Here is an 11,880-nt window from a genome sequence, read left to right as displayed (position 1 = left end):
TGTGAACGGTCACAGTAGAGCAACTGTAGGTGCTGCTCCCACCGCCGCGGAACCAACCGCTGAGATCGTTATTCGCCTGTGACTACAGTTTCTGCGCCAGCCGGTAGTAGGCCGAGTTCCACCGCAGTTCACGCTGGAACTCGCGCAGCGTCGTCGTGCTGTCAATGCGCAGGAGTTCCGTGCCGGCTATATCCGCGAAATCCTCGAACACGTCGAGCCCTACGGCAGTGCTCATCACGGTATGGTGCGCGGCACCGGCGCTCAGCCAGGCCGCTGCGGAGGTGGCAAGGTCCGGCTGCGGCTTCCAGACGGCGCGCGCCACCGGAAGGTTGGGCAGCGGCGCGTCCGGCGGAACCACTTCGACGGCGTTGGCCGTGAGGCGGAAGCGGTCCCGCATGTCGGACATGGCGACGACGACGGCGTCCCCTGAGTCCGTATCGAACACCAGCCGGACGGGGTCCTCCTTGCCGCCGATTCCCAGCGGGTGCACCTCGAGGGTGGGTTTCGAGGTGGTGAGCGTTGGACAAATTTCCAGCATGTGCGCGCCGAGGATCTTCTCCTCCCCAGGTACCAGGTGATATGTGTAGTCCTCCATCAGCGACGCGCCTCCCGGAAGCCCCGCGCCCATCACCTTGGCTGCGCGGACCAGCACAGCGGTCTTCCAGTCGCCCTCGGCTCCGAAGCCGTAGCCCGCGGCCATGAGCCGCTGGACTGCCAGTCCGGGAAGCTGGCGCAGACCGCCGAGGTCTTCGAACGTCGTGGTGAACGCACCGAAGGAGCCTTCCTCCAGGAAGGACTTCAGCGCCAGCTCCTGACGCGCGCCGTACCGGAGGGACTCGTGACGGTTCCCTCCGCGCCGCAGTTCAGGAACGACGTCGTACGTCGCCTCGTATTCCTCGACGAGGGCGTCGATGTCGGCATCCGACTGCGCATCCACCACCTCGACGAGCTCATTGACGCCCCAGGTGTTGATGGAGACGCCGAAGCGCAGCTCTGCCTCGGTCTTGTCACCCTCGGTAACGGCGACGTTGCGCATGTTGTCGCCGAACCGGGCAACCTTGAGCTCGTGAACGGCGGCCCAGCCGGCTGCGGCGCGGGACCAGGTGGAGATCTGGGCAGTCACGGCCGGGTTGGAGACATGCCCGACGACGGTCTTCCGCGCCACGGACAGGCGTGTCTGGATGTAGCCGAACTCGCGGTCTCCGTGGGCGGCCTGGTTGAGGTTCATGAAGTCGAAATCGATGTCCGCCCAGGGCAGCTCGACATTGATCTGCGTATGGAGGTGCAGCAGCGGCTTGCGCAGGGTATCCAGCCCGGCAATCCACATCTTGGCGGGGCTGAAGGTGTGCATCCACGCGATGACGCCGATGGTCCGGTCGCTCGCGTTGGCTTCCAGTGCCATGCGGCGGATGGAAGCCGAATCCTTCAGCGTCGGCTTCCAGACCACCTTGACCGGCACATCCGAGTCGTCGATCAGCTTCACGATCTGGTGGGACTGCTCGGCGACCTGACGGAGCGTGTCTTCGCCGTAGAGGTCCTGGCTTCCGGTGAGGAACCAGATCTCGTACTGGTCGAGCGAGGTATTCAGGGTGGTCACAGTGTTGCTCCGGTTCTTGAGGGCGTTGGCTGCCCGTACACGTTCTGATAGCGGTCAAAGAGGGATTCGATGTGGCGCTGCTCGATCGGCAGCGGATCCCCGAGCTGGCGGGAGACATGGATGGTGCGGGCTACGTCCTCGAGCATGACGGCGGCCTTGACGGCGTCGCGCGCGTCCTTGCCGATCGTGAAAGGTCCGTGGTTCTGCATGAGAACTGCGCGTGACCGATGGCCGGTCAGCGTTTCAACGATGCCGCGGCCAATGGAGTCATCACCGATGATCGCGAACGGGCCGACCGGGATTTCCCCGCCGAACTCGTCCGCCATGGCCGTGATGACGCACGGGATGGATTCGCCGCGCGCAGCCCACGCCGTGGCGTAGGTCGAGTGGGTGTGCACTACTCCCCCAACGCGCGGCATGTTCCGGTAGACGTAGGCATGCGCGGCGGTGTCGCTCGAGGGCGAGCGCTCCGAACCCGGCGTTCCTTCGATGACGGCTCCGTCGAGGGTGCACAGGATCTGGTTCTCGGGCGTCAGCTCGTCATAGTCGACGCCGCTGGGCTTGATCACGAAGAGGTCCATTCCCGGCACGCGTCCGGACACGTTCCCGCCGGTCCAGACCACCAGGCTGTAACGGACCAGCTCTGCGTGCAGCCTGGCCACGTCGCGGCGGACGGCATTGATGGCGTCCGTTTCACGATCTGAAAAGGACCGGGTGGTGCTAGTCATACTTGACCATCGCTTTCGAGTAGGCGGTCCGGCGGAGTTCCTTGAACTACCCAATGTGACCGTTCACACTATATGCTCGACGTCACGTTCACTGTCAAGCACCACCGGGTCCGGGCACTTTTCTCATCGCAGGGAATCGCCGGAAAATCGCGTGGACCGGCGACGTCTATTTGAAGGAGACTCTGTTCATGACCGACCCCAAGGACGTTATAGCCGGCGGCCGTGCCAGCCTCGGAATCGAACTCGGATCAACACGAATCAAGGCATGCCTCATCGGTGAGGATCCTTCAGCGGTCCTGGCGGTAGGCAGTCATGATTGGGAGAACAAGCTCGTCGACGGACTGTGGACCTACTCATTAGAGGAGGTCTGGACGGGCATTCAGGCCGCCTATGCGGACCTACGCGCCGACGTCGAACGCCGATTCGATACACGGCTGGAGAGGCTAGGCGCTATCGGCGTTTCAGCGATGATGCACGGGTACCTTGCCTTTGACGACGCCGGCAGCCTCCTCGTTCCCTTCCGCACCTGGCGCAACACCAACACGGGACCGGCGGCGGCGGAGCTCACCGAGCTCTTCGGAGTCAATATCCCGCTGCGGTGGTCAATCGCGCACCTGCACCAGGCTGTACTGGACGGCGAACCCCATGTAGCGCAGGTTCGCTCGATCACGACCCTGGCCGGCTACGTCCATCGTGAATTGACCGGCCGCAATGTCCTTGGCGTGGGCGATGCCTCCGGAATGTTCCCCATCGACTCCCGCACCAGCAACTACGACGCCGGGCTGCTCACCCGCTATGACACCCTGGCAGCCGAAACCGTACCCGGCCTGAAGCTATCCGGACTTCTGCCCGAGGTCCTGGTGGCTGGCCAGCCGGCAGGCGAACTGACTGCTGAGGGGGCCGTTCTCCTTGACCCCACCGGCGGCCTCCGCCCGGGTGCCCTCCTGTGTCCGCCGGAGGGCGACGCCGGCACCGGGATGGTGGCAACGTGCTCGGTTGCCCCCCGTACCGGCAATGTAAGCGCCGGCACGAGCATCTTCGCGATGGTGGTACTTGAACGTCCGCTTGAGCGGGTACACCATGAACTGGACCTGGTCACAACCCCTTCCGGTGACCCCGTTGCCATGGTGCACTGCAATAACGGTGCCAGTGAACTCGCTGCGTGGGTGGGCCTCTTCTCCCGTTTCGCAGCGGCTTCGGGAGCCGTGTCGGCTTCCGGTGCTGCCCTGGATTCGGACGACGTCTTCACTACCCTCTTCCGGGAAGCGCTCGACGGCGCTGCCGACGCCGGCGGTCTGCTCGCCTACAATCACCTTGCCGGGGAGCCAATTGCGGAAATCAGTGAGGGCCGGCCGTTGTTCCTCCGGACGCCGGACAGTGAATTTACGCTGGCCAACTTCATGCGCGCCCAACTCTATGGAGTATTCGGCACCCTCGCACTGGGCATGCGCGTCCTCACCGGCGAGGGCGTCGGGCTGGATCAGATGTTTGCGCACGGAGGCATGTTCCGTACAGCAGGTGTAGCGCAGCGCTTTCTCTCAGCCGCTCTCAATGCACCGGTCTCCGTCGCGGCGACCGCGTCAGAGGGCGGCCCCTGGGGCATGGCGGTGCTCGCTTCCTACGCTTCGGCCAAGGCCGCAGGCACTGAGCTCACCCTCGACGCCTACCTTCGTGAACGCGTGTTCGCGAACGCGGAATTCGAAACAACCGAACCTGACCCTGAGGACGTCACCGGCTTCGCAACCTACCTCGACCGCTACCACGGCGGACTCCACGTGGAGCGCGCCGCGATCGACGCCCTGCCGGTGAGGTGACCTCGCAGTAGATCCCCACTAGATCTTTTCGTGAGAGATGCTAGCTGGGCGCTGCGGTTGACCGTCGGACTATCAGTTCGGGAACAACAGTCCGCGGAGCGTTCTGGACGGGTACTCCCAGTTGAGTGAGCAGGTGCGCCACGCAGCGCCGTCCCAGTTCGTCGAAGTCCTGGCGAACCGTCGTGAGGGGCGGGGCGAAATGCCGGGCATCAGGCACATCGTCGAACCCAACAATACTGATGTCCTCAGGAACCCGAAGACCGCGGTCACCGTACGCATGCATGAGCCCAAGCGCCATCTGGTCATTGGAGGAGAAGACTGCCGTGGGCGGGTCAGCGGCGAGGAGATCCTGGCCTATCCGGAAACCGCTGTCGGAGGTCCAGTCACCGGTCACAATCCAGGACGAATCCAAACCCCAGTTCGCCATTTCAGTACGAAACCCCCGAATTCTCTCATTCGACTCCACCCAGCCGTCCGGTCCCGCAACATGCGCGATGCTGCGGTGGCCCAACTCCAGCAGATGCCGGGTTGCGAGCCTGGCGCCGGCCACCTGATCAACCGAGAGCCCGTGATCGTCCGCTGCTGATGTCGAATGCACCGTGACCATGGGCAACTTGACGGGCAGGTGAGCGAGCTGGCGAAGGGTAGCCTCCTGCGGCGCCAGGACAATGAGTCCCTCAACCGCGTGATCAACAAGCCGTCCAAGGGCTTCTTTGAAGGCGGTCTCTTCAAGGGACGTAAGCGTAGCCGTATCGACAAGATAGCCGGCAGTGGAGGCTGCAGATTCAATCGCAGCCCTGGTCGACGCCGGACCGAAGTAGGTGCCGTTTGTGACCAACACGCCGATCATGCCGGAGCGGCTGGTGACCAGCGAGCGGGCCGCGCGGTTGGGGCGGAACTGAAGTGCTTCCATCGCGTCGAGAACCCGCTGCCGGGTACTCTCGCGCAGGCTTGGGTGCCCGTTGATCACGCGCGAGACTGTCTGGTGAGAGACACCTGCCGCCTTCGCGACGTCGCGGATGTTCGCGGAGCGGCTGCGCGCGGGCGGCTGCCCGGCAGACGACGGCGTCGGTTCACTGTTCACGGTCACACAGGAAACGGTACTTGATCAGGGGAAAACTCCGCAGAAATAGCACAGCCAGTCGCGTGGAAATATTTCGGCATCACGGCAGAAAGCGCCGAGCATTCACACCTCGTTGCGACGAAAAATGTAGCACCTACTTATCAGGAATGTAGTTGAATTCGGCAGTAGCGATTCTCCGACGGAGAACAGTTCTCCCGGGAAAGGACCCGAATTGCAGACAAAACCGATCAGCGGTATCCCGCTCACGCCCGATCTTCACCAACCCGTGGGAGGAACGTCGACTGGCGGAGGCATGAGCGGGACACCACTGAAGCTTCAGCTACCGCTGGTTCTTACGGGGCTTGGCGAACAGCGATTCGCTGGACTCTGCCTTTGCCCTCTTCTGGGCACGCTTTTCAAGGATGGACTTTCCTTGCTTTTTCACGCCAGCGCTCCGGGGAGACTTTCCTGACACGGGGATCACCGCCTTCCTCATCAATACCCAGAACCATACCCAGTTATATTTTTAAAGCCAGTCCTGACGCTGTCGAAGAAATATGCAACCCTCACGATCTCCGGAATTGCTAAAAAACAGGAATGGGCTATGCTCAAGCATTCATCACCGTCCCGGACCTTCGTTCACTCGGTTCTTCCGGTGGTGCCCGCACGTATTCGAGGAGTGAAATGCTGCATTCAGTTGCCCCCGCTACCTGGCTCACACAGGAGGCCTATACCCGTCTGAAGCGAGAACTGGACGGATTGCTCAATGCACGGGGGCAGCAGGAAGAGTCCAGCCAACAAATGGCCACGGAATCACGCATTAGGCAGCTGACAGCACTGCTGAAGAACGTGAACATCCATTCCCCCGCAGATGATGGAATCGTAGAGCCGGGCATGCTGATTGAAGCCTGCATCGACGGGCAGCCCGAAGTGTTCCTGATGGGAAACCGAGTCATCCTGGGAACGGAGGAGCTAAACGTTTTCAGCGAACAGAGCCCTCTGGGTGTAGCCATCCGCGGTCTGCGGCCCGGGGATGTCACCTCTTACACGGCGCCGAACAAGCGGCAGGTCACCATCTCGATCATCGCTGCCACTCCGTACACGGGACCCGGCCAGGCGGGCGACCAGCGTTAGGCCGAGTCGGTCGGGGCAGCACGGTGGTCCACGGCAGCCGTCGCCTCATCGATCCGCACAATTGCTGCATCAAGCTTCTCGACGGCTGCCCAGAGGCGGGGTTGCTGCTCGCGGACCTGCTCGAGTGTGAGGCCGGAAGATCTCAGAGTGGCCAGATCGAAGCTGACATTCGTTCGGGCTCCGGTCACGGCCGCGCGCAGTGCACCAAAGGCCACCACGACGTCCGCTATCAGTGCCTTATTGCCGTTCTCCGCCAACCAGGACAGGTCATCAATCGCAGCGATGGCGTGATCTCCCAGCATCGCGGATGACCGCGCGGCGCCCAGCGATGCCTCGCGGATGGCCCGGTCGCGCTCGCCGCCCTCGTTCAATCGGAACGCGGAACCGAAGGCGCGCGAAGCGGCCGCGTCATCATCCGCCAACCGCAGGGCGGTCCGGCGCAGCTCCTGCGCCCGGGCCAGCAGACGCTCCAACTGCTCCCCCTGCTCAGCGCCTGCATCGGTGTACCCCGCGACCATAGAGGTCAGCGACGCTGCAATGGCGAGCATGACCCCTGCTCCTGCACCGCCGCCGGGCGAACCCACCGATTCCCCGAGAGCCTGTGTCCATTCCTCGACTGTGGAGCCGGAAGTTGTGATTTCTGAATCAGCCATGAGGCAAGTCTGTCCCAATGTACGCATGTATGAAATGGAGCGGGATGTCAGAGCCGGCTTCTATGCTGACGCCATGCTTGCGAGAGACGCTCAGATTGTCGCTTCATGGGTGGCCGGGACCGCCATCCGTCACGCAACAACACGGCCCTTCGACCTCGGCAGCGCCGTCAGCGAAATCAGGACTATTCACGGCATCAGCCCGCAAGTCCTCGCGGAGGTCGCCGGAATGTATCTCGGATCGATCGAGGGTAAACCGACCAGCAGCTGGTCGCATCCCCTCGTGGCACAGATCTGCTTTGAGGCCGGTGCGGACCTGTCCCTTGTACCTGCCGCGATGAAGCGCGCACGCGGCAGGTCCAAGATTGTCTGGCCGGGCATTACCCTGCCGGACGAGTCCGTATTGCACGCAGTGACCGCAGGAAAAGACCCCTCATGCGGACACTAATCGACCGCAACTGTACATAGGGTATGGGCATGGCTATCGCAAGGTTTCCCACGACCGTTATTGATTGTCCTGATCCCCTTGCCCTCGCACGGTTTTACGGGACCATGCTGGACTGGAAGGTCAAGGAAGAGCCTGACTGGGTTGAGGTCCAGGCGGACTACGGCCAGTGCATCTGCTTCCAGAAGGTGGGGGACTATTCGCCGCCTGAGTGGCCGGGCCAGCACTCCCCGCAGCAAATGCACCTGGACGTGATCGTGGATGATCTGGAGGCAGCCGAAGCCGCCGTACTCGAACTCGGAGCAACCAAGCACGAGCACCAGCCGGGCGAATCCTTCCGTGTGTTTCTGGACCCGGCTGGGCACCCCTTCTGCCTCTGCTCGGGATAGCGCCCGCACAGCCCTGGCCACTCCCGTTATCGGCCGCGCGCTCAGCCCAGCAGAACCGCCACCAACAGCGACGCCGGTAGTGCCAGTAACGAACTCATCAGAATGATGTCGCGGACCAGCGTGACTTTCAGCCCGAACTGGGCGGAGAACAGGAACACGTTCTGCGCGGTGGGCAGCGCCGCCATGGCCACCACGCCCAGCAGCGCGGTGCCCCCGACACGGAAGAGGTAGTACGCAACCGCCCACGCGATGACCGGCATCAGCGCGAGCTTCACTATGCTCCCGAGCACGACGTCGGCACGCAGGCTCCGCTGTGCCAGCGGCTTCTGTCCCGGGAGGCTCATACCGAAAACCATCAGGAGCAACGGGATCGACGCTTGGCCAAGCATCTCCAGCGGCGTCCAGATGATTGCCGGCAGCGTGAGCGAGGTTGCGGCAAACAGTGCCCCTGCGGCCGTCCCGAGAGTGACGGGATTGGCCACCGACCGCAGTACCGTCGGCGCAAGCGTCGGTGAGCTGCGCTGAGACTGGGACGCACCGGCTGGCCCAGGCGCCGTCGATGAGCCGGCGGGGCTTGTCTTCCTGCCGCACCAGGCGAAGATTGTGAGGAAGACCGGTGCGATCACCAGCAGTTGGGCCAGCAGCACCGAGACCACCGGGGCGGAACTCCCCACCGCATACAGGGCAATAGGTATGCCGATGTTTCCGGCGTTGACATAGCAGGACGCCATCGCGCCCACCGCTGTCTGTGCCGCCGGGCGTTTGAGGATGAAGCGGCTGAACAACGCATAGACAACGGCGGTCGCGGCAGCAACCAGGAGCGCGATCGGCGTGTAGATGCTCAAGACTTCAGCAAGTTCGGTCTCGGCGAGCAGGATGAACATGAGCGCCGGGTTGGTGATGTAGTAAATCACCGGCGTGAGCCCCTCCTGCATGGCCCGGGTGCGGGTTGGGAGGAGGATCGAGGCGACAGTGCCAACGCCGACCAGCGCCAGGACAATGCCGAACCCGAGGAGAACCCCCTCCACAAACCCTCCTGTTTACCTGTCGTTTCCTACTGACCCTGCATCAGCGGACCAGGCAGGGCCTCTTCGGGTCAAACGTCCACTCGGAGATCAGGTACTGCATGGACGCGGCATCATCGCGGGCGCCAAGACCGTGCTCAAGATACAACGCATGCGCTTCTTCGAGGCGGCCGCGGTCCAGCTCGATCCCTAGTCCGGGCGCGTCCGGAACCCTAATCTCGCCGCCACGGATCTGCAGCGGGCTGGTGGTGAGCCCCTGGCCGTCCTGCCAGATCCAGTGCGTGTCCATCGCCGTGATTTCGCCAGGAGCGGCAGCGCCGACGTGGGTGAACATGGCCAGCGAGATATCGAAGTGGTTGTTGGAGTGCGATCCCCAGGTCAACCCGAACTCGCTGCAGAGCTGCGCCACCCGGACTGAGCCTGCCATAGTCCAGAAGTGCGGATCAGCGAGCGGGATGTCCACGGCGTTGGAGCGAACGGCATGGGCCATCTCCCGCCAGTCCGTCGCGATCATGTTGGTCGCCGTCCTCAGCCCAGTGGCGCGGCGGAACTCCGCCATGACCTCACGGCCGGAGAACCGTCCTTCGGCGCCGCAGGGGTCCTCGGCGTAGGCCACAACGCCCTGCATCCGCTTCCCCAGCCGGATGGCATCCTCCAGCAGCCAGCCCCCGTTCGGATCGAGCGTGATCCTCGCGTCCGGGAAGCGTTCCTTGAGCGCGACGACGGCGTCCACCTCGTCATCGCCCGCGTGCACTCCGCCCTTGAGCTTGAAGTCCGCGAAACCGTAGCGTGCCTGTGCTGCTTCGGCCAGGCGGACGACGGCGGCAGGCGTCATCGCTTCTTCCCGCCGGACACGCACCCAGTCGTCGGCGGAATCCTGCTCGCGCAGGTACGGCAGGTCGGTGGAATCCGGATTTCCCACATAGAAGAGGTAGCCGAGCATCGGCACGGCGTCGCGCTGCTGACCGTCGCCCAGGAGCTCGGCAACGGGAACCCCAAGGAATTGGCCGTGCAGGTCCAGCAGGGCCGACTCGATCGCGGTGACCGCGTGGACAGCTGTGCGCAGGTCGAACGTCTGGAGCCCGCGGCCGCCGGCGTCGCGATCAGCGAACGCAGCGGCGACGATGCGCAGGAGGCTACGGAAACGCGCTATCGGCTTGCCCGTCAGCAGCCGACCGGCTTCCTCGATGGTGGAGCGGATCGCCTCCCCACCGGGAACCTCGCCCAGCCCGGTCCGACCATCCGAGTCAGTAATGATGACGACGTTGCGGGTGAAGAACGGCCCGTGCGCTCCCGAGAGGTTGAGCAGCATCGAGTCGTGCCCGGCAACCGGGACAACCTCGACGACGGCGATGGTTGGCTGGGCGGTCACGCGTCCTCCCCGGTGGCCTTGACGGCTGCGCCGCTGCCCTCATCCTCTGTTGCCGGCACTACAGTGCCGTCAATCCGGCGGTTCAGCTGCCAGGGATTGCCATCCTGGATTGCGGCGGGGCGGAGCACCTCTGGAATGTTCTGGTAGGCGACCGGCCGCAGGAAACGCTCGATCGCGAGGGTGCCGACCGACGTCGTGCGGGTATCCGAGGTGGCAGGGAACGGGCCGCCGTGAACCATCGCGTGACCAACCTCGACGCCGGTGGGCCAGCCGTTGGCGAGAATGCGGCCAACCTTGCGCTCCAGCACGGGCAGGACGCTCGCCGCAGTCTCGTAGTCCGAGTCGGTGAGGTGAAGGGTAGCGGTCAACTGGCCTTCGAGGCGCTTCGCTGCCGCCACCAACTCCTTCGTGGAGGAGTAGCGCACCACGAGGGACGCTGCGCCGAAGATCTCTTCGTGCAGCACAGGATTGTTCAGGAAAGTTTCCGCTTGGGTTCCGTAGACAACCGGTGCGGGCGCGTTCTCGGTGGCTCCGTTTGTACCCTGTGCCACCAGTTCAACCCCGGCCTGCGAACCGAGAGCGTCAACGCCTGCGTTCCAGGAATCCGCGATTCCACGGGTCAGCATGGTCTGTCCCGCGGACGGCGCGAGTGCACGGGTGACTGCGGCAAGGAAGCTGTCGCCGGCGTCGCCGGTTGGCACGAAGACCAGGCCGGGTGAGGTGCATAGCTGTCCACTGGACCCGGTGACGGAGGTGACATACGCGGCAGCGAGCCCGTCGAGATCGCCCTGCAGGGCACCCTCGAAGAAGATCACCGGGTTGATGGAACTCATCTCCGCGTACACCGGAATGGGCTGGGGCCGCGCGGCGGCTGTTGCCATGAGCGCCGTGCCACCGGAACGCGAGCCGGTGAAGCCGACCGCCTGAATGACCGGATCCGAAACGAGGGCCTGGCCAATACTGGCACCGGGACCGTAGATGAGGGAGAAGACGCCCGGGTGGAGACCGGCGTCGTTCACGGCCTCCGTGATAGCGCGGCCAACCAGCTCGCTGGTGCCGGGGTGGGCGTTATGCGCCTTGAAGATCACCGGGCAGCCCGCGGCGAGCGCCGACGCAGTATCACCACCGGCGGTGGAGAAAGCCAGTGGGAAGTTGCTCGCGCCGAAGACGGCAACGGGACCGAGGGGCACCTTCCGCTGCCGGATGTCCGCGCGTGGCATCGGCGTGCGGTCGGGTTGTGCAGGGTCGATCCGGACGCCGCGGTGATCGCCTTGGCGAACCACCGAAGCGAACAGACGAAGCTGGCCGGTGGTGCGGGCAAGCTCGCCGCGCATGCGTGGTTCCGGCAGGCCGGTCTCGAGCATCGCACGGGCAACGATTTCCTCACCCGCTGCTTCAATGCGGTCGGCAATGCTCGCCAAAAAAGCCGCATGGGTTTCGGGATCGAGGGTGCTGAGGGAGTCGAAGGCTTCCTCGGCGGCGGAGGTCGCTTCCCTGAGCTGTGCCTCGTCGATCAGGGAGTAGCCGGGCTCCAGCGTCTCGTTGGTGGCCGGATTGAAGCCATTGACGGTCTTGCCGTTACCGGCAGTTCCCTGCCCGGCGATGATGGAGTGACCCTGAAGTGTGGCGTGCTGCGTAGGCATGAAAGCTCCTTACCGATGGT

The 11,880-nt window shown here is 64.0% G+C and carries 11 protein-coding genes; 4 read left to right on the top strand and 7 right to left on the bottom strand.

From position 1 onward, the window contains the following. Positions 1–82: 82 nt before the first annotated feature. Positions 83–1,597, bottom strand: a complete 1,515-nt coding sequence (gene araA, locus ASH00_RS06310) for an L-arabinose isomerase (RefSeq protein WP_056546026.1) — start codon at positions 1,595–1,597, stop codon at positions 83–85. After that, positions 1,594–2,325, bottom strand: a complete 732-nt coding sequence (locus ASH00_RS06305; RefSeq protein WP_056546025.1) for an L-ribulose-5-phosphate 4-epimerase — start codon at positions 2,323–2,325, stop codon at positions 1,594–1,596. Before ASH00_RS06305 ends, araA begins: the two co-directional genes overlap by 4 nt. 188 nt (positions 2,326–2,513) lie before the next feature. On the opposite strand from ASH00_RS06305, the gene ASH00_RS06300 reads away from it, so the two are divergent. Continuing rightward, entirely contained in the window at positions 2,514–4,139 is a 1,626-nt protein-coding gene (locus ASH00_RS06300) for a xylulokinase (protein ID WP_056546022.1), read from the top strand. Positions 4,140–4,179: 40 nt separating this feature from the next. Here ASH00_RS06300 and ASH00_RS06295 read toward each other — a convergent pair whose 3' ends face one another. Next, a complete protein-coding gene (locus ASH00_RS06295; RefSeq protein WP_235563172.1) occupies positions 4,180–5,229 on the bottom strand; it encodes a LacI family DNA-binding transcriptional regulator in 1,050 nt (349 codons plus the stop codon). Positions 5,230–5,886: 657 nt separating this feature from the next. Here ASH00_RS06295 and ASH00_RS06290 point away from each other — a divergent pair. After that, entirely contained in the window at positions 5,887–6,336 is a 450-nt protein-coding gene (locus tag ASH00_RS06290) for a GreA/GreB family elongation factor (protein ID WP_082565961.1), read from the top strand. On the opposite strand, the gene ASH00_RS06285 is transcribed toward ASH00_RS06290, so the two are convergent. Continuing rightward, on the bottom strand, positions 6,333–6,989 hold the full coding sequence (locus tag ASH00_RS06285; protein WP_056546018.1) for a cyclodeaminase/cyclohydrolase family protein: 657 nt from the start codon (positions 6,987–6,989) through the stop codon (positions 6,333–6,335). The two genes, ASH00_RS06290 and ASH00_RS06285, sit on opposite strands and share 4 nt — an antisense overlap. Positions 6,990–7,062: 73 nt before the next feature. Between ASH00_RS06285 and ASH00_RS06280 the strand changes: the two genes are divergently transcribed. After that, positions 7,063–7,434: a hypothetical protein gene (locus ASH00_RS06280; protein WP_157359015.1), complete on the top strand. Its 372-nt coding sequence runs from the start codon at positions 7,063–7,065 to the stop codon at positions 7,432–7,434. Between the two features lie 29 nt (positions 7,435–7,463). Beyond that, positions 7,464–7,820: a VOC family protein gene (locus ASH00_RS06275; protein WP_056546770.1), complete on the top strand. Its 357-nt coding sequence runs from the start codon at positions 7,464–7,466 to the stop codon at positions 7,818–7,820. 41 nt (positions 7,821–7,861) lie between these two features. On the opposite strand, the gene ASH00_RS06270 is transcribed toward ASH00_RS06275, so the two are convergent. The 3 genes from ASH00_RS06270 to ASH00_RS06260 are packed head-to-tail and all read right to left on the bottom strand — an operon-like array spanning position 7,862 to position 11,860. After that, on the bottom strand, positions 7,862–8,848 hold the full coding sequence (locus ASH00_RS06270; RefSeq protein WP_056546014.1) for an AEC family transporter: 987 nt from the start codon (positions 8,846–8,848) through the stop codon (positions 7,862–7,864). Between the two features lie 40 nt (positions 8,849–8,888). Further along, on the bottom strand, positions 8,889–10,217 hold the full coding sequence (locus ASH00_RS06265; RefSeq protein ID WP_056546013.1) for an enolase C-terminal domain-like protein: 1,329 nt from the start codon (positions 10,215–10,217) through the stop codon (positions 8,889–8,891). Further along, positions 10,214–11,860, bottom strand: coding sequence for an aldehyde dehydrogenase (NADP(+)) (locus tag ASH00_RS06260; RefSeq protein WP_056546011.1), 1,647 nt, complete (start codon positions 11,858–11,860; stop codon positions 10,214–10,216). Before ASH00_RS06260 ends, ASH00_RS06265 begins: the two co-directional genes overlap by 4 nt. Between the last annotated feature and the right edge of the window lie 20 nt (positions 11,861–11,880).

It is taken from the genome of Arthrobacter sp. Soil782, assembly GCF_001428435.1.
GTDB lineage: Bacteria > Actinomycetota > Actinomycetes > Actinomycetales > Micrococcaceae > Arthrobacter_D > Arthrobacter_D parietis.
The sequence above is the reverse complement of the archived record's forward strand: the minus strand, read 5'-3'. Positions and strand labels throughout refer to the sequence as shown.

Excerpts from the sequence above, each read along its gene's own strand:
- ASH00_RS06305 (WP_056546025.1), bottom strand. The coding sequence starts at position 2,325 with ATGACTAGCACCACCCGGTCCTTTTCAGATCGTGAAACGGACGCCATC.
- ASH00_RS06300 (WP_056546022.1), top strand. The coding sequence starts at position 2,514 with ATGACCGACCCCAAGGACGTTATAGCCGGCGGCCGTGCCAGCCTCGGA.
- ASH00_RS06290 (WP_082565961.1), top strand. The coding sequence starts at position 5,887 with ATGCTGCATTCAGTTGCCCCCGCTACCTGGCTCACACAGGAGGCCTAT.
- ASH00_RS06285 (WP_056546018.1), bottom strand. The coding sequence starts at position 6,989 with ATGGCTGATTCAGAAATCACAACTTCCGGCTCCACAGTCGAGGAATGG.
- ASH00_RS06280 (WP_157359015.1), top strand. The coding sequence starts at position 7,063 with ATGCTTGCGAGAGACGCTCAGATTGTCGCTTCATGGGTGGCCGGGACC.
- ASH00_RS06275 (WP_056546770.1), top strand. The coding sequence starts at position 7,464 with ATGGCTATCGCAAGGTTTCCCACGACCGTTATTGATTGTCCTGATCCC.
- ASH00_RS06260 (WP_056546011.1), bottom strand. The coding sequence starts at position 11,860 with ATGCCTACGCAGCACGCCACACTTCAGGGTCACTCCATCATCGCCGGG.